Origin of the sequence: Microbacterium sp. H37-C3, assembly GCF_027157935.1 — a bacterium.
Classification (GTDB): Bacteria; Actinomycetota; Actinomycetes; order Actinomycetales; family Microbacteriaceae; genus Microbacterium; species Microbacterium plantarum.
Genome location: NZ_JAPVLR010000005.1, coordinates 45,654 through 67,240 on the forward strand (window position 1 = coordinate 45,654; position 21,587 = coordinate 67,240).

Here is a 21,587-nt window from a genome sequence, read left to right on the forward strand (position 1 = left end):
AGTCTACTCGGCGCGCCTCGGGGTCGGCTGGGTGCGAAGCACCCGTCCGCGGCGCGCGCCGACGATGCGGCACACGACGTAGATCGTGAACGAGATGGTCGTGATGTAGGGGCTGACCGGCAGAGTTCCCGCGACCGCCAGCAGGATGCCGCCGACAGCGGAGACGACCCCGAACAGCGCGGCGAGCAGCGGAACGGTGAAGGCCCCCGTCGCGACCCGCACAGCGGCGGCGGCGGGCGTGACGAGCAGCGCCATCACGAGGAGTGCGCCGATGATGTGCACCGCGACGGCGACGATGAGGCCGAGCAGCAGCATGAACCCGAGCGAGACGGCGACCGTCGGAACCCCGCGCGCCGCGGCCGATTGCGGGTCGAGCGAGTCGAAGCGCAGCGGACGCCAGATCAGCAGCAGGGCGATGAGCACGAACGCGCCGATGCCGATGAGCCACCCCAGCTGACCGGACTGCACCGACACGATCTGTCCGGTCAGCAGGCTGAACCGGTTGGCGCTGCGGCCGTCGTAGAGCGAGAGGAACAGGATGCCGAGCCCCAGACCGAACGGCATGAGCACGCCGATGATCGAGTTGCGATCGCGGGCGCGCGACCCGAGCCACCCGATGAGGGCGGCGGCGATCATCGACCCGACGATCGATCCCGTCACCACATCGACGCCGATGAGGAGCGCGGCGGCGGCTCCCGCGAAAGAGAGCTCGCTGATGCCGTGGACGGCGAAGGCCATGTCGCGCTGCAGCACGAAGACCCCGATGAGCCCGCCGACGAGCCCGAGGACGGCTCCGGCCCAGACCGAGTTCTGCACGAGCGCGAGGATGTCGCCGTAGACGGGGAGGCCGCCGAACATCGCGTCCCAGACGTCGGCCCAGTTCATGCGTGGTCTCCGTGGTCGTGGTGGTGGTGCGACGCGTCGGCGTCAGGGGCCCCGACGACGACCAGCCGGTCGCCCGCCCGCAGCACGAAGACCGGCGCGCCGTACAGGTCGGTGAGCACGGGCGAGGTCAGCACCTCCTTCGGGGTGCCGAGCGTGAAGCGGCCGTTCGCGATGTAGAGGATGCGGTCGACCTTGCCGAGCACCGGGTTGATGTCGTGGGTCACGAGCAGCACCCCGGCGCCCGAGCGCCGATGCTGATCGATGAGCCCGACGACGGCCTGCTGGTTCGCCAGGTCGAGGCTCGTCAGCGGCTCGTCGCACAGCAGGAGCTGCGGGTCGTCGGCGAGAGCCTGGCCGACGCGCAGGCGTTGCTGCTCGCCTCCCGACAGCACCCCCACGGGGCGATCGGCGAAGGACGCCGCTCCGACGCCGTCGAGCAGGCGATCGACGCGCTCGCGGTCGCGCTTCCGCGGGAGCGGCAGACCGAAGCGGTGACCGTCGACGCCGAGGGCGACGAGGTCGCGGGCGCGCAGCGCGGTGTCGCGCGGCAGCGGCCGCGCCTGCGGCAGGTAGCCGACCGACCGATTGCCCTTGTGCTTAACCGGTCGGCCGAGCGCGGTGATGGATCCCTCACTCAACCGCTCCAGCCCGAGGATCGCCCGCAGCAGCGTCGTCTTGCCCGAACCGCTCGGACCGAGGACCGCGATGAGCTCGCCCGGTTCGACGGTGAGGTCGAGTCCGCTCCACAGCTCACGCCCGGAACGCCGCAGCGCGGCACCACGGATCTCGAGCAGGCTCACCGGGTCAGCGTACTCGCCTAACCGATGCGCCGCGGCGGCCGATAGAGGCATCCAGGAGTCCACGGACGGGCTCCGGGAGCCCAGGACGGGCTCCCGCTCATCCCAATCACGGAGGAATGAACCATGGGAATGCAGATCGCCACCAACGTGGGCGCGCTCAACGCCTACCGCAACCTGTCCAGCACGCAGAACGATGTGTCGAAGTCGCTCGAGAAGCTCTCGAGCGGTCTGCGCATCAACCGCGCCGCGGACGACGCCGCCGGCCTCGCGATCTCGGAGGGCCTGAAGTCTCAGGTCAACGGGCTCAACGTCGCCGCGCGCAACGCTCAGGACGGCATCTCGGTCATCCAGACCGCGGAAGGCGCCCTGACGGAGGTCCACTCGATCCTCCAGCGCATGCGCGACTTGGCTGTCCAGGGCGGCAACGGCTCGAACAACGAGAATTCCCGCGCCGCCATCTCGAAGGAGGCCGGTGAGCTCAGCCTCGAGCTGCGCCGTATCGCCGAGTCGACCAACTTCAACGGCATCGACCTGCTCAAGGAGGGCTCGCTGACGTTCCAGGTCGGCGCGGGCGGCACGGAGAACGACGCGATCACGATCGATCTCGCGGACGTGTCCGACATCCTGGGCGACCTCGCCTCGGCTGACGGCACCGCCGTCGGCGCTGGTTTCGTTGTCAAGGGCGACGCCACGGCGACGCCGCCGACCACGGACAATGCAGCGGCGCGCGCGACGATCGACAAGATCGACGCTGCGATCAACGGAATCTCGACCGCCCGGTCGAGCCTCGGTGCCTCGCAGAACCGCTTCGAGTCGGCCATCAACAGCCTGAACGTGTCGGCGGAGAACCTGTCGGCGGCCAACAGCCGCATCCGCGACACCGACATGGCGGCCGAGATGGTCAAGTACACCGCGGCGAACATCCTGTCGCAGGCGGGCACCGCCATGCTCGCGCAGGCGAACCAGGCCAACCAGGGCGTGCTCCAGCTGCTCCGGTAAGCCTCGCGACGGTGGGTCCTGCGCCGCCCGACGCAGGACCCATCGCCGTCGCGGGCGCACCGCGGGAACGCGCCTGAGAACCACACGAGGAACCCGATGACATCCCCCCGAACCCTGACGCCCGGTCTCCCCTTCCTGTGGGAGCGGGCTCGACGCGTCAACCCGAGCAGCCTCGTCGCCCGCGCGCGGCGGGCCGGACAGCGGCACGGCCGCAGCACGCTCGGCGTCGTCGTCGACATGCTCTGGCAGGCCGGGGCGCGGGGCGTCGGGTTCCAGGACTACATCGACTACGACTTCGCCATGCTCACGCGCGCTGAGCGCGCGACCTACATGACGAGCCCCGTCTCGCACCGCCTCGCAGTGCGGTTCGACGATCCGGCCTACCGGCACCTCTTCCACGACAAGATCGCCTTCAACGACACCTTCGCCCCGCACCTGCAGCGCGAGTGGCTGGTCGTGACTGCCGACAATGTCGACGACGTGCGCGCCTTCGCACTGCGGCACGGCACGATCGTCACGAAGGAGCCGATGGGACGCGCAGGCCTCGGCGTGCATCGCTACCTCGCCCCCGACGTCACCGACTGGACGCTGTTCCACCGCGGACTGCTGGAGCGGGGCGAGACACTCGTCGAAGAGGTCATCCGCCAGCACGACGAACTCGCGGCCCTCTGCCCCGGCACCGTCAACACGACGCGCGTGACGACCTACTTCGACGGCGAGCGGACGCACGTGCTCGCCATGGCCCAGAAGTTCGGCCGCGGCGCGGTGAGCGACCAGAACGCCTTCGGCGGCTTCTACGCGATGCTCGACGAGACCGGCCGCGCCACGGGAGACGGCTACGACTCGAACGACCGCGTGTACCCGACACATCCCGACAGCGGCATCCGCATCGCCGATTTCCGCCTGCCGATGTTCGACGAGGTGCTCGATTTCGTCGACCGGCTCGCGCGCGTCGTGCCCCAGGTGCGCTACGTCGGCTGGGACATCGCGGTCTCCCCGACCGGCCCCGTGCTGGTCGAGGGCAACTGGGCGGCGGGCGTTTACGAGAACAAGCCGAGCGCGACCGGGATCCGCACGGGACACAAGCCGCGCTATCTCGCGGCGATCGATGCGGATGCCGCCGGGCCTGCGTCATCGCTTCCGCGAACGGCCGCGGCGCGCGCCGCGGCCTGAGACGGGCCGGGCCGGGGTCAGGCCAGCAGGGCCCGAACGGGCAGGTCCTGCCCCTCGAGGATGACCTGCGCCGCGACGCCGGTGCGCCGGTTGATCACGACGGGGGCGAGGAGATTCACGCCGATGCCCTCGTCCGTCATCCGCGCCACCACGAGCACCCGGGCATCCGCCGGCTCGGACAGTCCCAGGTCGGCGACGTTCGCGTCGGAGAGCGTCGGCGCGTAGTCGTCGATGACGGCCCCCGGATCGACGGCGAACAGCCGCACCCCCGGGTCGTCGGCGGCCGTCAGCGCGTAGAGGCCTCCGGCGCTGTCGACCTCGTCGAGGGAGAACGACGTGTGCGGCGACAGCCCGGGGGGCGGCGTCACGAACTGGAGCGCGGTCATCGGAGGAAGTCCATCAGCGTCGGCTGCATCACCCGCGCGGTGACCGCGAGGGCGGACTGGTAGACGAGCTCCTGCGACTTCAGGGCGACGAGCACCTCGACGGTGTCGATGTCCTCGACCGCCGCGCGCTGCGCCTCGAGGGACACCGTCGCGTCGGCCGCCGCGTCTTTGGCTCGCATGATCTGATTCTGCCTCGCCCCCACCGTGCCCTGCACCCCCAGCATCGCGTTCATGCGGTCGTCGATCTGGTCGATGCGGCCGCGCATGTCGGCTCCGCCGCGCAGATCGGCGACGATCGATCCGATCAGGGCGAAGACCGAGTCCTCGCCCGAGCCGAACACCTCCGCGCCGCTCGCGTCGACGCGCACCGTCTCGCCGTCGGCGACGCGTCGGCGCACCTCGCTGCCCGGCACGCCCGCGAACGCGAAGTCGGCTGCGAAGGCGCTGCCCTCGGTGGTGCCGGCGAAGACGGAGCGTCCGAGCAGCGTCGTGTTCGCCTGGGCGAAGAGCTCATCGGCGATGGTCTCGAGCTCGAGCGCGATCGCCTCGCGCGCGTTGGCGTCGAGCGCCCCCGAGTTCGCGCCGCGCAGGGTGAGGTCGCGCGCACGCCCGAGCAGTGACGTCGAGGCCGAGATGGCGTTGTCGACGGTCGTCACCCAAGTGAGGCCGTCGCCGATGTTGCGCGCGTACTGGGCGTTCCGGTGCTGGGCCGCGTGGAGGTCGAGCGCGGCCGACGCGGCGGCGGGGTCGTCGGACGGGGCGGCGAACGCCCGCTGCGAGGTCGCCTGGTTCTGGAGGCGGGACAGGTCGTTCAGGCCCGACTGCAGGTTCCGCAGGGCGGACTGCGCGAGCGTCTGCGATGTGACTCGGCTGATCATGGCGCTCCGGGTGTCAGCGGCCGACGAGGCCGGTGCGGTTGATGAGGACGTCGAGGGCTTCGTCGACGGCAGTGAGCACACGAGCCGCCGCCTGGTAGGCGGTCTGATACGTCAGCAGGCTCATGGTCTCCTCGTCGTTGTCGACGCCGGCGACCGACTGCTGCGCGGCCGCCGCGGCGACCGCCGTCGTCTCGGCGCGCGCGGCCCGTCCCGACTCGGCGGCGGTGGCGACGGCGAGGCGCGACACGACATCGCTCCACAGCGCGTCGGGTCCGTCGGACCGCTTCCCGATGCCCGACAGGGCGTCGGCGTTCCCGCCGTCGAGAGCGCCGGCACCGGGAGCGGCGATCGCCAAGTCGTCGCGGCCGCGGGGTACGACGCTGAGCGCGAGCGCAGCGGGCGTGTCCGCCGCGACGGCGAAGAAGTCACCGCCCGGCGCGCCCGACGCGGTCGACCCGAGCCGGTGCTGCGCGTTCACCGTCGTGGCGAGGGATGCCGCGAGGTCGTTGTACGACGCCGCGAGCCCCGCCAGCACTCCGCCGGACTCGGCAGGCGCGAGCACCGACAGGGTGCCGGCCAGCTCGCCGCTGGAGACACCGACGGGCGGAGCACCGGGCTCGCGCCAGGCGAGCACGACCGGCTCGTCCGCGCCGATGGAGCGGGGACCGCTGACCTCGAGCTCGCGGGCTCGCGTGCCCGAGACGAGGGCGTTCCCGTCGACCCGCAGGGTGAGGGTGCCGTCGGACTCCACCGTGCCGACGGCGCCGGAGAGCCGCGAGACGGTCTGCGCGAGCAGGTTCCGCCGGTCGATGAGCTCGTTCGCGGAGCCGCCCGCGACGCCGACCTCGCGGATCCCGGCGTTGAGCTCGGCGATCTCGGCCGCGGCGGCGTTGATCTGATCGACCGTCAGCTCGGCGGCGTCGCGCGCCGACGACCACTGTTCGGCGACGGAGCGGTATCCGTCGCCGATCCGTGCGACGAGGGTCTCACCCCGGGTCACGACGGCGGCGGCCGCCGCCGTGGAGTCGGGAGCGTTCGACAGGTCCTGCCATGCGGTCCACAGCTGCGAGAGCTGGTCGGCGAGGCCGTTCTTGCCCGGCTCGGCGAGCGAGGCCTCGGCGCGCACCGCGGCCTGCGCACGCGCGGACCAGTAGCCGGATGCCGCGAGGGTGTCGCGGACCCGCGCATCGAGCACCGCATCGCCCAGCCGCGCGATCCCGTCGACGGAGACGCCCTGGCCGGCGACCGGTCCGAAGCGCGTCGCGCCCGCGGGTGGCGCGACCGCGGACGTCTCCAGCCGCTGCCGCGTGTATCCGGGCGTCAGCTGGTTGGCGACGTTCTGTCCCGCGAGGTCCATCCCGCGCCGCGCCGCGGCGAGCGCACTCGCCGCCGTCCCCAACCCGCTGAATGTCGACATCTGCGTCCTCACATCTCCCGGTCGACGATGCGCGCGGTGTCCTCGCGGACTCGCCCACCGCCGGTGGTGTACTCGCCCGTCCCGGACTCGAGTCCGGCGAGCGTCTCGTCCACTGCGCGACTGGCTGCGCGCAGGTGCGTCTCGTTCGCCTCTTTCAGCTGCGAGACCTCGGCCATGCGTTCGGTGAGCGCGGCGCGGTGCTCGGCGAAGACATCCCGCCACGTGCCGGTCGGGGCCGAATCGAGCAGCTCCGACAGCGTGGCGGCTTCGGGCACACCCCACTCGCGCGCGACGGCGGCCACCTCGACGTCACGGCCGAGGCCCGACTCGCGCAGCTCCTCCAGGACGCGCTCGATCTCGCGCGACGCGAGATGGATCCAGCGCGTGTTCCCGGCCTCGAGCAGCAGGCGCTGCTCCTCGAGTTTGAAGATCAGCATCTCGAGCAGCTCGCGTTCGCGCCACAGCTGCATCGACAGTTCATTAGCTCCCAAGGTGTCCCCCTTACCTGAGCAGCCCCCCATGGACCGCATCGAACGACTCGCTCTTCCGACGAACCGTTCTGAAGCGATCATCCTCGTCTATCGGCCGTTGAGTCGATCCCGTTACATCTGCTCAGGATTCCGTATGAGATGTTTCTCATTTTGCTTATGATGGCCTCAGCCGGCGTGACGGCTTCCGCGAATTCGGGCCGCGGGAGCGGGTGCACGCCACGAGAGAGGCCCCCCCTTGCACATCCTCGGTCACGCGGAACGCAATCGACTCATCGAAGAGAACCTGCCCCTCGTGGGCTATCTGGCGCGGGATCTGCACTCGCGGGCCACGCACGTGCCGCTGGAGGAGCTGGCGTCGGTCGGCGCCCTCGCCCTCGTGACGGCCGCCGACGCGTTCGACCCCGCCCTCGGTGTCCCCTTCGGCGCGTACGCACGGCGCCGCATCCTCGGCGCGTTCGCCGATGAGATGCGATCCATGGACTGGGCCTCGCGCGGCATCCGCAAACGCATCAAGGAGACCACGGCCGTCCGCGACACCCTGACCGCTCGCCTCGGCCGTGTCGCCGGTGTCGACGAGATCGCGGCCACGATGGGCCTGCCGCGTGCCGCGGTCGTCGAAGCCCTCGACGACGCGGCGCGCACGGTCACGAGCATCGACGACGCGACGGCGCTCGAGGTGCCGAGCCCGATGGTCCTGCCCGACGAGGCCGCCGTGCTCCGCGAACGGCGCGACGTGCTCGAGCGCGCCGTGGCGGCTCTCCCCGAGCGTATGAGGGCCATCGTCCAGGCTGTCTACATCGACGAGCGCCCCGTCAAGGAGATCGCGGCCGAGCTGGGCGTCTCGCACTCCGCCGTCTCGCAGCAGCGTGCCGAAGCCATCCGGCTGCTCCGCGACGCCCTGGAACGGTTCGCGGCCGAGGAGCAGGCCGAACCCATCTCACGGGTCTCGGTCGAGACGCGCGAGGCGTACTTCGCCCGCATCACCGCGATGATGCCCCGCAGCGGCCGCGGCGTGGCGCCGGCGGCATCCGTCGCGCTCTGACGCGTCGCGCCGGCTAACGATCCCGCCCGCACGGTCGATAGAGCGAACGGACGGCACGCACGCGGCCGCACCGACGAACGACAGGACGGGCACATGGCGATCTCGATCGACGGCCTCGCCTCGAAACTCGACACCAAGGCGATCATCGACGCGCTCATGAACGTCGAGCGCTTGCCGCGGACGATCCTCAGCGCCAAGTCCGACGACCGCAAAGCCGTCATCGCCCAGCTGCAGTCGCTCAATGCGTCGCTGCAGTCCCTGGCGACGAAGGCGAAGGATGCCGCCGGCCCGACGGCGCTCCTGCAGCGGACGGCGACGAGCTCCGACGACAGCCTCACGGTGACGGCATCCGCGGGGGCCCCGGTCCTGCGCGCCGATGTCGTCGTCGATCGCGTCGCCACCGCGCACAGCGTCGTCACGGGGGCCTTCGGCTCGGCAACGGACGATCCGCTCGTCTTCACGGTGCTCGGCGCCGACGGCGAGCCCGTCGAGATCCGCCCGACGTCGGGCGCCGCAGCCGACATCGCCCACGCGCTGAGCGCGACCGGCACCGGCATCATCGCGTCGGCGGTGTCGGCGGGCGTCGATGCTGACGGCCAGGCCCTGTGGCGCCTGCAGATCACCGCGACCGAGACGGGCGCCGAGAACACGTTCCAGGTGTTCCGCGGCGACGCGGCAGCGGTCGCGGCAGGCACGGCGAGCGACCTCGCCACGGAACCCGGATCGGCGATCGTGACGGTGGGCGCGGATGCGCAGGTGCGTCTGTGGGCGGGAACCGCCGCCGAGCAGACCGTGACCTCGGCGAGCAACACCTTCAGGTCCCTGTTCGCCGGCGTCGACGTGACGGTGACCCGGGCCGCGGCCACGCCGGTCTCGGTCACCGTGGCCGCGGACGCCGATGGCAGCGCGGCCGCCGCGAAGGCGTTCGTCACCCAGATCGGCACGCTGCTGGCGGGCATCGCCCGCGGGTCCACCGCCACGGCCGCCACGACCCCGGGCCAGCAGACGACCCTCGGCGTGTTCACGGGTGACAGCACCGTGCGCGCGCTCCACCAGGCGCTCACCGGCGCCGTGCAGCTGCCGCTCGACGGGGTCGCCCCCTCGACGATGGGCCTGAGCGTCGACCGATGGGGCGCGCTGACCTTCGACCAGGAGGCGTTCACGAAAGCACTCGCCGACGACCCCGCCGGCGTGCAGCAGGTCTTCGCGGGGGTCGCGGCGCGGGTCCAGGACGTCGCCGAGCGTTACTCCGACAAGTACGACGGCCTGCTCACGGCCCGCATCACGGGGCAGGAGTCCGAGGTGAAGATGCTCGGCGAGCAGCTGGCGCGCTGGGACCTGCGGCTCGAGCAGCGGCGAGCGACCCTCGAGCGGACCTACGCCTCGATGGAGACGATGCTCTCGCGGCTGCAGACCCAGTCGTCGTACCTCGAGTCGCAGCTGTCGGCCCTGTCGGGAACGGCGAAGAAGTGAACGCCGCCCTCCGCGCCCAGCAGCGCTACCGCGAAGAGACGATCCTCTCGGCAAGCCCGTCGCGCCTCGTCACGCTCCTGTTCGACCGGCTGCTCCTCGACGTCGAACGCGGCGAGGCGGCGCAGCGGTCGGGAGACTGGCAGACGGCCAACGAGCAGCTGCAGCACGCGCAGCGGATCCTCGTCGAGCTGACCGGCTCGCTCGACGACAGCTGGAGCGGATCGGCGGCGCTCCGGGCCGTCTACGACTACATCACCCGCACGCTCATCGGGGCGAACATCGGGCGCGATCCCGAGCGCACCCGTGAATGCCGCGATCTCATCGCCCCCCTGCGCGAGGCGTGGCACGGCGCGGCGGAAGCGGCGCCCGCGTGACCTGGTCCGACCTGCTCGACGGGCTCGAGGCGGAGCTCGCTGCAGACACCTCCCCGGCTCAGCCGTGGCACGCGCCCGCGAATCTCGGCCCGATCCCGGCGCACCTCGAAGACCGGGCCCGGGCGATCCTGCGCGCGCAGGCCGATCGCGCGCGGGCGTTGCGCGCCGAACGGGACGCCCTGCGCGGACACCTCGACGCTCTCGATCGCATCCCGCAGTCACAGCCGGACGCCGTCTACCTCGACGTCGACGGCTGACCGGGCGCGCGGATCGCCGGATGCCCGTCTAACGGCGTCGCTGCGGCGGCCGATAGGGGATGCTGAGCACGGATCGCTCATCCATCGGCCAGGGATCGGCCACATCGTTCGACGGAAGACGCCTTCGTGCTCGAATCTGTGACCACCACCGCGCTCACGAGCGCCCTCTCGGGCCTCGCCGAGCGCCAGCGCGCCATCGCGGACAACATCGCGAACGTCAACACCTCCGGCTACCGGGCCAAGGTCGTCAGCTTCGAGAGCGCTCTGGCTCGCTCGGTCGAGCGCGGCGACGGCGCCGTGACGGCGACCGTCCGCGAGTCGACCGCCCCCACCCGACTGAACGGCAACAACGTCAACCTCGACACCGAGACGCTCGCCAACATCGAGGCGGTGCTGCGGTACCAGTTCGCAGCGCAGGCCGTGGGCGGCACCTTCAGCTCGCTCCAGACCGCGATGAGGACCTCATGACCTTCGACGCCATCGGCATCGCCGGGTCAGGCCTGACGGCCCACCGCACCTGGCTCGACGCGCTCAGCGACAACATCGCCAACATCAACACCGCCGTCGCGCCCGGCGACGACGCGTTCCGCCAGCGCTACATCGCGGTCGAGTCGGCCGGCGATCCCGGCGGCGTGCGCGTCGCGGGCGCCGTCTGGGGCGGCACGGAGGGCCGGCTCGTGCACGAGCCCAACAATCCGCTCGCCGACGCCGACGGCTACGTGCGCTACCCCGACATCGATCTCGGCGAGCAGATGAGCCACCTGATCCTCGCGCAGCGCGGCTATCAGGCCAACGCGGCGGTCGTCGACCGTGCGAAGACGACCTACGAAGCCGCCCTCCAGATCGGACGCCGCTGATGCCGCCGCTGTCGGGCATCGACGCCCTGGGCGCGGCCGCATCCGCTCTCACGTCGAGCACCCGCCCGCCCCAGCAGACCGACGGCGCCGACTTCGGCGCGAGCATCACCGGCGCCGTCGACGAGCTCCGCGCGATGCAGTCGACGTCGAACGAGCTGGCCGTCGCGGCCGTCACCGGTGACCTCGACGACATCCACTCCGCGATGATCGCGTCGTCGCGCGCGTCGGTGACCCTCGAGCTCGTCGCCGCCGTACGCAACAAGGGCATCGAGGCGTTCAACGACATCATGCGGATGCAGGCCTGATGCCCGCCGCCGTCACGTCGCTCTGGACGCGCCTGCGCACGACCATCGCCGGGTTCACCCTGGCTCAGCGCACGATCGCGATCATCGGCATCGCGGTGCTCGCGATGGGCGTGTTCGCCCTGGCGAGCTGGATGTCGCGTCCGACCCTCACCCCGCTGTTCTCGGGTCTGTCGGCCTCGGACGCCAGCGCCGTGGTCGAGCAGCTGCGCTCGGGCTCGATCCCCTACGAGCTGACCGACGGCGGCTCGACCGTGCTCGTGCCCGAGACCGCGGTGTACGAGCAGCGCCTCGCCGCGGCCGCGGCCGGACTTCCCAGCGCCGAGTCGTCGGGGTACTCGCTCTTCGACAAGATGGGCGTGACCAGCTCGGAGTTCCAGCAGTCGGTCACCTACAAGCGCGCGATCGAGGGCGAGCTCGCCCGCACGATCGGCGCCCTCGAGAACGTGACGACGGCCTCGGTGCAGCTCGCGCTGCCCGAGGAGAGCGTGTTCGTCTCGCAGAAGGTCGAGCCCACGGCATCCGTCTTCATCGAGACCTCCCGCGGAGTCGCGCTGCCGCCCGAGCAGGTCGAGGCGATCGTGCACCTCACCTCGGCGGCCGTCAGCGGGATGAAGCCCGAGAACGTCGCGGTCGTGGATGCCGCCGGGCGCACCCTTTCGGCGATCGGCGGCGATGGCACGCGCAACGCCGACCAGCAGGCGGGGGCCTACGAGACCCGCATGGCCGCCAGCGTGCAGCAGATGCTCGACACCGTGCTCGGCACCGGCAATGCGACCGTGTCAGTCGCCGCCGAGATGCAGCAGGCCGCGACCGAGCGCGTCGACGAGACCTACACGCCGGTCGAAGGTGCCCTGCCGGCCACCGAGGAGTCGAGCACCGAGACCTACACGGGCACCGGGGGTCAGACCGGCGTGCTGGGCACGGAGCTTCCGGCGGGAGTCGGCGGCGCGGGCACCTACGAGTCGACCCAGACCAATCGCTCGAACGTCGTGAACAAGACCGTCGAGAGCACCTCGACGCCGGCGGGGGCCGTCGCGCGGCAGACCGTCGCCGTCGCGGTCAACGCCGACGGCACCGATGTCGTCGACGTCGCGCAGCTCGAGGCCCTCGTGACGTCGGCCGCCGGCATCGACCGCGCCCGCGGCGACCAGGTGACCGTCGAGCTCGTCGCCTTCAGCGATCAGGGCGCCGCGGCCGCCCAGGCGGCACTCGACGCCGCGCGCGAGGCGGAGGAGGCCGAGCGCGCCGCCGAGACGCTCCGCACCGCGATCATCGCCGTCGTCGTCGTGCTCGGACTGGTCGGCGCGACGATCGCGGGCCTGGTGATCGCCCGCCGCCGGCGCGCTGCCGCCGAGGCGGAGTCGGTCATGACGCTCACGCCGGTCGACGAGCCGCTCGATCGGTTCGACGCCCTCACCCGGGGCCTCGCGACCCCGCTCCTCGACGAGGCGCCGACGGTCCCCCTGCCCGCGATGTCGGTCGATCCCGAGCCGGAGCCCGACCCGGAGCCCGTGCAGGTCGCCCTCGACCGCCGACGCGCCGAGATCGGCGACTTCGCCCGCCGCGACCCCGCCCGCACCGCCGACCTGCTGCGCCGGCTCGTCCGGGACTCGACCGACGCATGAGCGAGCTCACCGGGACCCAGACGGCTGCCGTCGTCATCATGAACCTCGACCGGGCGCAGGCCGTCGAAGTCCTCAAGCACCTCTCCGACGACGAGGCCGAGGCGATCGCGGCGGAGATCATCCGGCTGCGCGACCTCGACCTCGAGACCACGCGCGATGCCCTGACCGACTTCCAGCGGGTCGTGCGGGGACACCTGCCGCCCGTCCGCGGCGGGCGAGACCTCGCGACGGGACTGCTGGAGGCTTCGCTCGGCCCCGAGCGCGCCGCCGGTGTGCTGACGAAGGTGTCGTCGTCGATGACGAGCTCGTCGTTCGAGTTCCTCACCGCCGTCGAGCCGGCCCAGGTGGCGAGCATCCTCGACGGCGAGCTGCCCCAGACCGTCGCGCTCGTCATCGCGCACCTGCCGGTGGAGCGTGCCGCGGCCGTCCTGGCCGAGATCACCGACCCCGCCCGCACCGATGTCGCGCAGGCGATCGCGACGATGGGAACCGCGACACAGGATGCCGTCGCCGTCGTCGCCACCGCGCTGCGCGCTCGCTCGGGGGCGCTGACCACTCGCGACGCCCGCGAGACCCTCGGCGGCGTGCAGCCCCTCGTCGACATCATCAACCGGTCGGATGCGACCGTCGAGAAGGCCCTGCTCGCGAGCATCGAGGCCCGCGACAGCGCCCTGGCCGAAGACATCCGCTCGCGCATGTTCACCTTCGCCGACATCGTCGTGCTCGACGATCGCGACGCCCAGCGCGTGCTGCGCGGCATCGACGTCCGTGTGCTCGCTCTGGCGCTGAAGGGCTCGTCGGGCCCGGTGGCCGACGTGATCCTCCGCAATATGACCGAGCGCAACCGCGAGGCGCTGCAGGAGGAGTCGCGTCTGCTCGGCACCGTCCGCGTCTCGCAGGTCGAGGAGGCGCGCGCGGCGATCGTCCGGACGATCCGCGAGCTCGAGGCCGCCGGCGACATCCGGGTGCAACGGGTCGAGGAGGAGTATGTCGTCTGACGCCTTCACCCGCCTCGAGATCCCCCGACTGTCGGGCCCGGCTCTCACCGAGGAACGCGATCGGGCCCGCGCCCGCGGTCACGCCGCCGGGTACGCCGAGGGGATGCGGCAGGCCGCGGCCCACGCCGAACGCGAGGCAGCGGAACGTGCCGAACGGGAGCAGGCGGCGGACGCAGCCGCCCGGGCGCGCGTGGCTGCCGCCGTCGCGGCGCTCGAGCGCGCGTCCGCCCGGTTCGACGCCCGCGCAACCGAACTGACGGCGCCTGTCGTCGCCGAGCTCCACGCGATGGCGATCGAGCTGGCGCAGGCGATCGTCGAGCGCGAGCTGTCCGACCCCGTGCGCGCGGCGCTCACGACCGCGGCGCGCGTGGGGAACGCGGTTTCGGACCTCGAGGCTGCGGAGGCGCCCGTGGTCCGGCTCTCCCCCGCGGACGCGGCGATCCTCACCGGCGCCGCGAATGCCGCCGTGAGCGGGACCGCCACGCTGCCGCGATCGGTCGAGGTCGAGGTCGACCCGGGACTCGCGCCCGGCGACGCGACGATCCGTCTCGCCGATGGCGCGATCGACCTGCGGATCGCCGCCGCGTTCGCGCGGGCCCGCCGGGCTCTCGAGGAGAGCGCGTGAGCGGGGGCTGGCCGGCGGTGATCGAGGCGGCGCGTCCGCTGAGGACCGGCACGGTCTCGCGCATCGTCGGGCTCGGTGTCGACATCCGCGGCGTGCACGGGGCCGTCGGCGACCTGGTCGAACTCGGCGGGACGGCCGATCGCGGGGCCGCCGGCATCCCCGCGGAAGTCGTCGCCGCGGACCGTGGCATCCTGCGCTGCATGCCGCTCGGCGTCACCGACGGACTGCGCGTCGGCGACACGGCCCGCGCTCTTTCCGGCCGCGCCCGCGTGCCGGTCGGCGCCGCCGTGCTCGGGCGCGTGCTCGACGGGCGCGGCCGACCCATCGACGGTCGCGGCCCTCTCGTCGCGCCTCACGTCGACCTCGACCATGCGCCTCCCTCGGCGATGGGACGCGAGCGCATCACCGAGCCGCTCATCACGGGCGTGCGCGCGATCGACACCCTCACGCCGCTCGGCCGCGGCCAGCGCGTGGGGCTGTTCGCCGGATCTGGCGTCGGCAAGTCCTCCCTGCTGTCGATGATCGCGCGGGGGTCCTCGGCCTCGGCCAACGTCATCGCGCTCGTCGGCGAGCGCGGCCGCGAGGTGCGCGAGTTCCTCGAGGACGATCTCGGGCCGGAGGGGCTCGCACGCTCGGTCGTCGTCGTCTCGACTTCCGATCAGCCCGCCATGGCGCGCCTGCGGGCGGCCTCGACCGCCACGCGCATCGCCGAGTCGTTCCGCGACGACGGTCAGCACGTCGTGCTCATGATGGACTCGCTGACCCGCGTTGCCATGGCGCAGCGCGAGATCGGACTGGCCGCCGGCGAACCGCCCGCGACCCGCGGCTACCCGCCCTCGACCTTCCCCGTGCTCGCGCGGCTGCTCGAGCGCGCCGGCACCGACCGGCACGGCTCGATCACGGGCATCTACACGGTGCTCGTCGAGGGAGACGACCACAACGAGCCCGTCGCCGACACCGTGCGCTCGATCCTCGACGGACACCTCGTGCTCGACCGGACGCTCGCCGTCACCGGGCACCACCCCGCGATCGACGTACTCGGATCGGTGTCCCGGCTCGCGGGCAAGGTCGCGACCGGTGATCAGCGACGCCTCGCGACGACGCTGCGGGCCGTGCTCGCGGCACGCCAGGAGGCGCAGGACCTCATCGGCGTCGGCGCGTACCAGTCCGGAGCGAACCCGCGGGTCGATGCCGCCGTCGCCTCGGCGCGGGCGATCGACGCCTTCCTCCGGCAGGACCTCGACGACCGCTCCCCCGCCGCCGAGTCGTGGCGCCGCCTCGGGGAGCTCGTCGCATCGTTCGGGGACGTCTCATGAAGCGGGGCTTCCCCCTGGCCGGGCTGCTGCGCATCCGCGGCATCCAGCAGCGTGCCGCGGCGGCGCACCTCTCGCGCGCCGCGATGGAGGAGCAGCGCACCGAGGCGCGCGACCGGCAGCTGCGGGCGGCTCTGACGACGTCGGCCGAGACGCCCGGCGACATCCGCACGCTCGCGGCCCTCGCCGCCAGCCGTGTGGCCGCGCGCAGCCTGCTGACCGACCTCGACACGCTCCGGCGAGCGCAGCGCGCGGAAGTCGACGCGGCTCGCGCGGGCCTCGACGACGCCCGCCGGGCCGAGCGAGGCATCGAGCGGCTGGCCGATGCGTTCCACGAACGGGAACGCGCCAGACGGGATGCCGCCGAGCAGGCCGTTCTCGACGAGATCGCGCTGCGCTCGGCGAGCGGGACGTCGGGCGCACCGGACGCGCCGGACCGGACAGAGGGGGCGTCATGAGTCTGTGGGGCCTCGCGCTCGGAACGACGAGCCCTGCGGTGCGTCCGCGGGGCGGCGGAGCCTCGAACGACGGGGGCGACGGCGCGACGGCATCGGATGCCTTCGCGCTCGTGCTCGCCGGGCAGGCCGCGGTCGCGGTGCCCGTGGGCGGAGTGGACGCTGCCGGGGCCGGCGTCGGAGCGGGCGGCGGGGCATTCGGCGGGGTATTCGGCATCGACTCGTCCGACGCGGCGGAGGCGGCAGCTCTCGACGACGACGCGGACGCGGCAACGGGCGATGCGGCAGCGCTGCTCGCCGTCATGGGTGCGGGCACAGGCGCCGGGCCCACGGGCGGAATGTCGGGCATCGGGGTCTCGGATGATGCGGGTCCGCTTGCGGGGATGACAAGCAGAGAACTCGGCGCCGAGACGCTGCCGTCGACCGGGACTGTGCCGGTCGGCGCCGATCGCGCGACACCGATGGCCGGAGGAGCGCTGGCAGGAGGAGCGCTGGGAGGAACAACGGGCGCGCCAGCGGTAGGGGTGACGGCAGATGCGCCGACAGCGCCGAAGACGACAGCGACGGCGGAGACGGCAACCGCGACGGCGACAGCAGCGACGGCAGCCGCGACGGAGACAGCAGCCGCGATGGCGACGGCGACCGACGCAGCCCCGACGACGGCGCCCGAGAAGACGACAGCACGAGAGACGACGTCCGCCGGGGCGACACCCGCAGCCATGAGCGCGTCACCGCCGGACGCAGCGAGCACGATCCCCGCCGTGGCCGCGCCGACGGCGCGGACCGCGCCGGAGCCCGTGCCGGGATCCGCGGACGTGTCCGCAACGGCATCCGTGACGCCGACGCCCGGTTCGCAGCCCGCGCCCGCTCAGCCCGGCCCGGCTCAGTCCGCGCCTGCGCCCACGCCCACGCCCACGCCCACGCAAGGCGCTCATGCGCAATCCGCGCCGGCCCTCGCGCCTCAGCTGCGCGGCCCCGTCCTCTCGCTCGTCGCCGCCGAGCCCGGCCGCCGCACCATGGTGCTGCGGGTCTCGCCCGAGAGCCTCGGACCGATCACCGTCACGGCGCACATCTCCGGGTCGTCCATCACCGTCGAGCTGAGCTCGGGCACGGCGGCGGCGCACGACGCGATCCGGGCGGTCCTCGGCGACCTGCGCCGCGAGCTCGCCGTGCTCGCCCCCTTCTCGTCCGTGAGCCTGACCCCGGACGACGATCCGTCACGGGCGTCGTCGCAGCTCCCCACCCCGGCACAGCACGCGGCGGCGGGCGGAGCAGGCGGGTCGGGCGGCCACCCGTCGGACGGCGGCGCATCCGGCCGGACGCCGCAGCAGCCCGCCGACGACCCGGGCAGCGGCGGGCGCCCCGGTCACGGGCCCGCCTGGCCTGCCGCTCCCGCGGACCGCACGGACGACCCCGCCCATCCCGCGCCTCTCGAGGCCGGTCGCATCGACCTCTACGCCTGAATCGGAGAATCACCATGAGCAGCATTCCGCCCGTCGGCGTCGTGGGTGCCACGCCCACGGCAGCCGCCCCGCCACCCGCGCCGAAGCAGACCCTCGATTCCGAGGTCTTCCTGCAGCTGCTCGTCGCGCAGATGAAGAACCAGGACCCGAGCTCGCCGCTCGACACCAACGAGATGATGGCGCAGACGACGCAGCTCGCGATGATGGAGCAGCTCGTCGCGCTCACCACGACGTCATCGGAGCACTTCGCCCTCACGATGCGCCAGACCGCCGCCGCGCTCGTCGGCCAGCAGGCCTCGTACGTCGACGCCGACGGCACGACCCGCAGCGGTCGCGTGACCCAGGTCTCGTTCGAGAAGGGCGTCCCGCTCGTGACGATCGGCGGCACCGCGGTTCCCCTCGACGTCGTATCGGGGATTTCCGTGTCGGATGCCGCGACGGCGCCGCCCGCGGCATCCGCATCCTGAGCCACGGCCACTCCGGCTACCCCACGACCACGTCAGCCCCTCACCGAAGGACACCCCATGCTCCGCTCGCTCTACGCCGGGATCTCCGGTCTCCGCTCGCACCAGACCATGCTCGACGTCACGGGCAACAACATCGCCAACGTCAACACCGTCGGGTTCAAGGCGGGCTCGGTGCAGTTCCAGGACACGCTCTCGCAGATCGTCCAGAACTCCCGCGCCGCTCAGGCGGACGCCGGCGGCACGAACGCCGCGCAGGTCGGCCTCGGTACCCAGGTCGCCGCGGTTCGCACGAACTTCACGCAGGGATCGCAGCAGGCCACCGGCGTGCCCACCGACCTCATGATCGCGGGCGACGGCTTCTTCGTAGTCCGCAACGGCGCCGAGACGCTCTACACGCGCAACGGCTCGTTCGGCTTCGACTCCGCGGGGCGCCTGACCACCAAGGACGGCGCGCTCGTGCAGGGCTGGACCGCCGTCGACGGTGTCGTGCCGACGGGCGGGCCGGTCGGCAACATCGCGCTCCCGGTGGGCGCGACCTCGCCCGGGCGCGCGACGACGTCCGCCGCGGTGACCGGCAACCTGCCCTCGGGCGCCGCGGTCGGCGAGAAGCTCGTCCGCGACGTCACCGTCTACGACGCGCAGGGCGAGTCCCGCCAGCTCGCACTCACCTTCACCCGCACCGCGGGCGGCTGGGACGTCACCGACGGCGCCACGACGACGCAGCTCGCCTTCGCCGACGGACGCCTGACGACGACGCCCGCGACGATCGCCTCGGGCGGTGTCGCGGTCGACCTTTCGGCCATCACCGGCTACGCCGACCTCAGCACCGTCAAGCTCGGCGGTCAGGACGGCCGCGCGCCCGGAAGCCTCGTGTCGTACACCCTGTCGGCCGACGGCAGCCTCGTCGGCGCGTTCAGCAACGGAGCGACATCGGTGCTCGCGCAGATCGCCCTCGCCTCGTTCGACAACCCCGAAGGGCTCGAGAAGGCCGGGTCGTCGCAGTACCGCGCCGGTGCCAACTCGGGCGCGGCCGCCGTCGGCACCGCGGGCACCGACGACCGCGGCGGGCTCGTCAGCGGGGCTCTGGAGATGTCGAACGTCGACCTCTCGCAGGAGTTCACGAACCTGATCGTCGCTCAGCGGGGCTTCCAGGCGAACGCCCGCATCATCACCACGAGCGACGAGGTGCTGCAAGAGCTGACCAACCTCAAGCGCTGATCGCGGCGGCCCGCAACTCCTCAGAATCCGTCCTGGTTCGGCCTCGCGGCCCGCGCGCGGTGCCGAGCGCGCCGGTTTCTGAGGAGTTGTGCACGCGGCCGCGACGCTAACCGACCGCCGCCCTCTGCCGACAGTCTCCTCGGAGCCGCCGTACCCGCGACGACCCGTTCCCCCGCGCGCTGACCGACGAGAAGGGCGACATGATCGTTCTCACACGATTGAACCGTCACCGGTTCGCCGTGAACCCCGACCTCGTCGAACGCATCCAGGCGAGCCCTGACACGACGCTCACCCTGGTCGACGGGGCGACGTTCGTCGTCGCCGAGACGATGGATGCCGTCATCCAGAGCATCGTCGAGTTCCGCGCCCGCGTGCTCGCGACGGCCCTCGGCCATGCCGCGGCATCCGGGTCCGCATCCCAGTCGGCCTCCACGGCCGCCGCCGCCGCGCCGGAGGGTGAGCGCTGATGGATCCGTCACTCCTCATCGGCATCCTGCTGGCCTTCGGCGGCCTGTGGGCGATGATCCAGCTCGAGGGGGCGAGCCTCAACGCCCTGCTCCTTCCTGCGCCGATGGTGCTGGTCTTCGGCGCGACCATCGCGATCGGCATCGCGGGAGGCACGCTCCGGGATGCCGCGGGGGCGGTGCGCGCCCTGCCGCGAGCCTTCGTCGGCATCAAGGGATCGACCGAGGCGCTCATCGACACCGTCGTGGGGTATGCCGAGAAGGCTCGCGCCGAGGGGCTGCTCGCGCTCGAGAGCGCCGTGGCAGACGAGAAGGACCCGCTGCTGCGCCATGCCCTGCAGAGCATCGCCGACGGAACGGATGCCGAAGACCTGCGCGTCGTCCTCGAAGACCGCGTCGCCACCGTCGCCGCGGAGCGCCGCACGGCCTCGCGCTTCTACTCGGCCCTCGGCGGGTACGCCCCGACGGTCGGCATCGTCGGCACGGTCGTCTCGCTCACCCACGTGCTCGAGTACCTCGACAAGCCCGACCAGCTCGGGCCCCTCATCGCCGCCGCCTTCGTCGCGACCCTGTGGGGCCTCCTGTCGGCGAACTTCATCTGGCTGCCGATCGGCACGCGGCTGCAGCGCCTCGCCGAGATCGAGGTCGACCGCATGACGCTCGTGACCGAGGGGATGCTCGCCGTCCAGGCGGGGAACCCGCCGATGCTGGTCGCCGAGCGCCTGCGGGCCCTCGCGCCCGAGACCAAGCCCGGCCGCGGCCGCGCGAAGGCGGCGGCCGACGAGCCAGCGGACGCCGGAGTATGAGCGCGCCGCGTCGCCGCCGGGTCATGGAGTCCTCGCACGAGGGCCCCGACGAGCGCTGGATGGCGTCGTACCTCGACATGATCACCGTGATGATGTGCATGTTCATCGTCATGTTCGCGATGTCCAACGTCGACCAGGAGAAGTTCGAGCAGCTGCGCGCTTCGCTCGCGACCGGGTTCGGTTCGGAGATCTCCGAGACCCGCGACGTCTCGGAAGGCGTCGTCGTGCCGCCCGAGCTGGTCGAGGAGGAGGGCGAGGGATTCGTCGAGACCCCGACCGCCCCGACCCCGGCCGAGCAGGAGTACAGCTCGCTCGACGACCTGCGCTCACGCCTCGAGGGCGCTCTCGCCGAGCACGGCCTGGGCGACGCCGCGACCTTCACCATCGACGACCGGGGCCTCACCATCGGTCTCGTCAGCGCCGAGACGTTCTTCGACACCAACAGCACCGACCTGAGCGACCGGGCCCGGGCCGTGCTCGACGCCGCCGGGTCCGTCCTCGCCGCCGACGCGCACCTCATCTCGGTCGAGGGCCACGCCGACGCCCGCCCCGCCATCGCCCCGTTCGCCGACAACTGGGAGCTCTCGATCGCGCGGGCCAACGGTGTGCTCGGCTACCTCGTCGAGGCACGCGGGGTCGCGAGGGAGCGCATCAGCTCCGTCGGGTTCGGGTCGTCGCGACCGCTCGCGGAGGGCTCGAGCGCCGAGGCCCTCGCGCAGAACCGTCGCGTCGACATCGTCGTGCTCTCGGACGCCGACGCGCAGGTGCGCGGCGAGCTCCCCGCTCTCGCCGCCGCCGACGGCTGACTCCGGGCTC

The 21,587-nt window shown here is 72.4% G+C and carries 26 protein-coding genes; 20 read left to right on the plus strand and 6 right to left on the minus strand.

Going from position 1 to position 21,587, the window contains the following annotated elements; all coding sequences use genetic code 11:
* Nucleotides 1-3 precede the first annotated feature (3 nt).
* Nucleotides 4-885: a metal ABC transporter permease gene (locus O1W71_RS13260; protein WP_269268314.1), complete on the minus strand. Its 882-nt coding sequence runs from the start codon at nt 883-885 to the stop codon at nt 4-6.
* Entirely contained in the window at nt 882-1,736 is an 855-nt protein-coding gene (locus tag O1W71_RS13265; protein WP_269268315.1) for a metal ABC transporter ATP-binding protein, read from the minus strand. The genes O1W71_RS13260 and O1W71_RS13265 overlap by 4 nt, the downstream gene beginning before the upstream one ends.
* A gap of 72 nt (nt 1,737-1,808) precedes the next feature.
* On the opposite strand from O1W71_RS13265, the gene O1W71_RS13270 reads away from it, so the two are divergent.
* Both O1W71_RS13270 and O1W71_RS13275 read left to right on the plus strand, forming a co-directional pair.
* The gene (locus O1W71_RS13270; protein WP_269268316.1) at nt 1,809-2,684 is read left to right on the plus strand and encodes a flagellin N-terminal helical domain-containing protein; all 876 of its coding nucleotides are present in this window, start codon (nt 1,809-1,811) and stop codon (nt 2,682-2,684) included.
* A gap of 96 nt (nt 2,685-2,780) precedes the next feature.
* Nucleotides 2,781-3,857 (plus strand): sugar-transfer associated ATP-grasp domain-containing protein, encoded by a 1,077-nt coding sequence (locus O1W71_RS13275; protein ID WP_269268317.1) that lies wholly within the window; start codon nt 2,781-2,783, stop codon nt 3,855-3,857.
* Nucleotides 3,858-3,874: 17 nt separating this feature from the next.
* Here O1W71_RS13275 and O1W71_RS13280 read toward each other — a convergent pair whose 3' ends face one another.
* The 4 genes from O1W71_RS13280 to flgN are packed head-to-tail and all read right to left on the minus strand — an operon-like array spanning nt 3,875 to nt 7,029.
* Nucleotides 3,875-4,243, minus strand: a complete 369-nt coding sequence (locus O1W71_RS13280) for a flagellar assembly protein FliW (protein ID WP_112615199.1) — start codon at nt 4,241-4,243, stop codon at nt 3,875-3,877.
* Nucleotides 4,240-5,121, minus strand: a complete 882-nt coding sequence (locus tag O1W71_RS13285) for a flagellin N-terminal helical domain-containing protein (protein WP_269268318.1) — start codon at nt 5,119-5,121, stop codon at nt 4,240-4,242. Before O1W71_RS13285 ends, O1W71_RS13280 begins: the two co-directional genes overlap by 4 nt.
* Before the next feature lie 13 nt (nt 5,122-5,134).
* Nucleotides 5,135-6,538: a flagellar hook-associated protein FlgK gene (gene flgK / locus O1W71_RS13290; RefSeq protein WP_269268319.1), complete on the minus strand. Its 1,404-nt coding sequence runs from the start codon at nt 6,536-6,538 to the stop codon at nt 5,135-5,137.
* Between the two features lie 8 nt (nt 6,539-6,546).
* Nucleotides 6,547-7,029, minus strand: a complete 483-nt coding sequence (gene flgN / locus O1W71_RS13295) for a flagellar export chaperone FlgN (protein WP_036304750.1) — start codon at nt 7,027-7,029, stop codon at nt 6,547-6,549.
* Between the two features lie 241 nt (nt 7,030-7,270).
* Here flgN and O1W71_RS13300 point away from each other — a divergent pair, with 241 nt between their 5' ends.
* The 18 genes from O1W71_RS13300 to O1W71_RS13385 all read left to right on the plus strand — a co-directional run bounded on the left by O1W71_RS13300 (nt 7,271) and on the right by O1W71_RS13385 (nt 21,577).
* Nucleotides 7,271-8,071 (plus strand): sigma-70 family RNA polymerase sigma factor, encoded by an 801-nt coding sequence (locus tag O1W71_RS13300; protein WP_442924498.1) that lies wholly within the window; start codon nt 7,271-7,273, stop codon nt 8,069-8,071.
* 93 nt (nt 8,072-8,164) lie between these two features.
* Nucleotides 8,165-9,544 (plus strand): flagellar filament capping protein FliD, encoded by a 1,380-nt coding sequence (gene fliD, locus O1W71_RS13305; RefSeq protein ID WP_269268321.1) that lies wholly within the window; start codon nt 8,165-8,167, stop codon nt 9,542-9,544.
* Nucleotides 9,541-9,918: a flagellar export chaperone FliS gene (fliS, locus tag O1W71_RS13310; RefSeq protein WP_112615207.1), complete on the plus strand. Its 378-nt coding sequence runs from the start codon at nt 9,541-9,543 to the stop codon at nt 9,916-9,918. Before fliD ends, fliS begins: the two co-directional genes overlap by 4 nt.
* Nucleotides 9,915-10,175, plus strand: a complete 261-nt coding sequence (locus O1W71_RS13315; protein ID WP_269268322.1) for a hypothetical protein — start codon at nt 9,915-9,917, stop codon at nt 10,173-10,175. The genes fliS and O1W71_RS13315 overlap by 4 nt, the downstream gene beginning before the upstream one ends.
* Before the next feature lie 126 nt (nt 10,176-10,301).
* The gene (locus O1W71_RS13320) at nt 10,302-10,643 is read left to right on the plus strand and encodes a flagellar basal body rod protein FlgB (protein WP_023953676.1); all 342 of its coding nucleotides are present in this window, start codon (nt 10,302-10,304) and stop codon (nt 10,641-10,643) included.
* Nucleotides 10,640-11,032, plus strand: coding sequence for a flagellar basal body rod protein FlgC (locus O1W71_RS13325; RefSeq protein WP_023953675.1), 393 nt, complete (start codon nt 10,640-10,642; stop codon nt 11,030-11,032). Before O1W71_RS13320 ends, O1W71_RS13325 begins: the two co-directional genes overlap by 4 nt.
* Nucleotides 11,032-11,337, plus strand: coding sequence for a flagellar hook-basal body complex protein FliE (fliE, locus tag O1W71_RS13330; RefSeq protein WP_269268323.1), 306 nt, complete (start codon nt 11,032-11,034; stop codon nt 11,335-11,337). Before O1W71_RS13325 ends, fliE begins: the two co-directional genes overlap by 1 nt.
* On the plus strand, nt 11,337-12,962 hold the full coding sequence (fliF, locus tag O1W71_RS13335) for a flagellar basal-body MS-ring/collar protein FliF (protein ID WP_269268324.1): 1,626 nt from the start codon (nt 11,337-11,339) through the stop codon (nt 12,960-12,962). Before fliE ends, fliF begins: the two co-directional genes overlap by 1 nt.
* The gene (fliG, locus tag O1W71_RS13340; RefSeq protein WP_112615215.1) at nt 12,959-13,960 is read left to right on the plus strand and encodes a flagellar motor switch protein FliG; all 1,002 of its coding nucleotides are present in this window, start codon (nt 12,959-12,961) and stop codon (nt 13,958-13,960) included. Before fliF ends, fliG begins: the two co-directional genes overlap by 4 nt.
* Nucleotides 13,950-14,585, plus strand: a complete 636-nt coding sequence (locus O1W71_RS13345) for a FliH/SctL family protein (protein WP_269268325.1) — start codon at nt 13,950-13,952, stop codon at nt 14,583-14,585. The genes fliG and O1W71_RS13345 overlap by 11 nt, the downstream gene beginning before the upstream one ends.
* Entirely contained in the window at nt 14,582-15,901 is a 1,320-nt protein-coding gene (locus tag O1W71_RS13350) for a FliI/YscN family ATPase (protein WP_269268326.1), read from the plus strand. Before O1W71_RS13345 ends, O1W71_RS13350 begins: the two co-directional genes overlap by 4 nt.
* Nucleotides 15,898-16,356: a hypothetical protein gene (locus O1W71_RS13355; RefSeq protein WP_269268327.1), complete on the plus strand. Its 459-nt coding sequence runs from the start codon at nt 15,898-15,900 to the stop codon at nt 16,354-16,356. Before O1W71_RS13350 ends, O1W71_RS13355 begins: the two co-directional genes overlap by 4 nt.
* Entirely contained in the window at nt 16,353-17,816 is a 1,464-nt protein-coding gene (locus O1W71_RS13360; RefSeq protein ID WP_269268328.1) for a flagellar hook-length control protein FliK, read from the plus strand. Before O1W71_RS13355 ends, O1W71_RS13360 begins: the two co-directional genes overlap by 4 nt.
* 14 nt (nt 17,817-17,830) lie before the next feature.
* A complete protein-coding gene (locus O1W71_RS13365; protein ID WP_269268329.1) occupies nt 17,831-18,283 on the plus strand; it encodes a flagellar hook assembly protein FlgD in 453 nt (150 codons plus the stop codon).
* A gap of 57 nt (nt 18,284-18,340) precedes the next feature.
* A complete protein-coding gene (locus O1W71_RS13370; RefSeq protein ID WP_269268330.1) occupies nt 18,341-19,501 on the plus strand; it encodes a flagellar hook protein FlgE in 1,161 nt (386 codons plus the stop codon).
* Between the two features lie 200 nt (nt 19,502-19,701).
* Nucleotides 19,702-19,968 (plus strand): flagellar FlbD family protein, encoded by a 267-nt coding sequence (locus tag O1W71_RS13375; RefSeq protein ID WP_269268331.1) that lies wholly within the window; start codon nt 19,702-19,704, stop codon nt 19,966-19,968.
* On the plus strand, nt 19,968-20,771 hold the full coding sequence (locus O1W71_RS13380; protein WP_023953665.1) for a motility protein A: 804 nt from the start codon (nt 19,968-19,970) through the stop codon (nt 20,769-20,771). Before O1W71_RS13375 ends, O1W71_RS13380 begins: the two co-directional genes overlap by 1 nt.
* Complete coding sequence (locus O1W71_RS13385) at nt 20,768-21,577, plus strand: OmpA/MotB family protein (RefSeq protein ID WP_269268332.1); 810 nt, start codon at nt 20,768-20,770, stop codon at nt 21,575-21,577. Before O1W71_RS13380 ends, O1W71_RS13385 begins: the two co-directional genes overlap by 4 nt.
* The last annotated feature ends 10 nt before the right edge of the window (nt 21,578-21,587 follow it).

Excerpts from the sequence above, each read along its gene's own strand:
- O1W71_RS13260 (WP_269268314.1), bottom strand. The coding sequence starts at position 885 with ATGAACTGGGCCGACGTCTGGGACGCGATGTTCGGCGGCCTCCCCGTC.
- O1W71_RS13265 (WP_269268315.1), bottom strand. The coding sequence starts at position 1,736 with ATGCCTCTATCGGCCGCCGCGGCGCATCGGTTAGGCGAGTACGCTGAC.
- O1W71_RS13270 (WP_269268316.1), top strand. The coding sequence starts at position 1,809 with ATGGGAATGCAGATCGCCACCAACGTGGGCGCGCTCAACGCCTACCGC.
- O1W71_RS13275 (WP_269268317.1), top strand. The coding sequence starts at position 2,781 with ATGACATCCCCCCGAACCCTGACGCCCGGTCTCCCCTTCCTGTGGGAG.
- O1W71_RS13280 (WP_112615199.1), bottom strand. The coding sequence starts at position 4,243 with ATGACCGCGCTCCAGTTCGTGACGCCGCCCCCCGGGCTGTCGCCGCAC.
- O1W71_RS13285 (WP_269268318.1), bottom strand. The coding sequence starts at position 5,121 with ATGATCAGCCGAGTCACATCGCAGACGCTCGCGCAGTCCGCCCTGCGG.
- flgK (WP_269268319.1), bottom strand. The coding sequence starts at position 6,538 with ATGTCGACATTCAGCGGGTTGGGGACGGCGGCGAGTGCGCTCGCCGCG.
- fliD (WP_269268321.1), top strand. The coding sequence starts at position 8,165 with ATGGCGATCTCGATCGACGGCCTCGCCTCGAAACTCGACACCAAGGCG.
- O1W71_RS13325 (WP_023953675.1), top strand. The coding sequence starts at position 10,640 with ATGACCTTCGACGCCATCGGCATCGCCGGGTCAGGCCTGACGGCCCAC.
- fliE (WP_269268323.1), top strand. The coding sequence starts at position 11,032 with ATGCCGCCGCTGTCGGGCATCGACGCCCTGGGCGCGGCCGCATCCGCT.
- fliF (WP_269268324.1), top strand. The coding sequence starts at position 11,337 with ATGCCCGCCGCCGTCACGTCGCTCTGGACGCGCCTGCGCACGACCATC.
- fliG (WP_112615215.1), top strand. The coding sequence starts at position 12,959 with ATGAGCGAGCTCACCGGGACCCAGACGGCTGCCGTCGTCATCATGAAC.
- O1W71_RS13345 (WP_269268325.1), top strand. The coding sequence starts at position 13,950 with ATGTCGTCTGACGCCTTCACCCGCCTCGAGATCCCCCGACTGTCGGGC.
- O1W71_RS13355 (WP_269268327.1), top strand. The coding sequence starts at position 15,898 with ATGAAGCGGGGCTTCCCCCTGGCCGGGCTGCTGCGCATCCGCGGCATC.
- O1W71_RS13360 (WP_269268328.1), top strand. The coding sequence starts at position 16,353 with ATGAGTCTGTGGGGCCTCGCGCTCGGAACGACGAGCCCTGCGGTGCGT.
- O1W71_RS13365 (WP_269268329.1), top strand. The coding sequence starts at position 17,831 with ATGAGCAGCATTCCGCCCGTCGGCGTCGTGGGTGCCACGCCCACGGCA.
- O1W71_RS13370 (WP_269268330.1), top strand. The coding sequence starts at position 18,341 with ATGCTCCGCTCGCTCTACGCCGGGATCTCCGGTCTCCGCTCGCACCAG.
- O1W71_RS13375 (WP_269268331.1), top strand. The coding sequence starts at position 19,702 with ATGATCGTTCTCACACGATTGAACCGTCACCGGTTCGCCGTGAACCCC.
- O1W71_RS13380 (WP_023953665.1), top strand. The coding sequence starts at position 19,968 with ATGGATCCGTCACTCCTCATCGGCATCCTGCTGGCCTTCGGCGGCCTG.
- O1W71_RS13385 (WP_269268332.1), top strand. The coding sequence starts at position 20,768 with ATGAGCGCGCCGCGTCGCCGCCGGGTCATGGAGTCCTCGCACGAGGGC.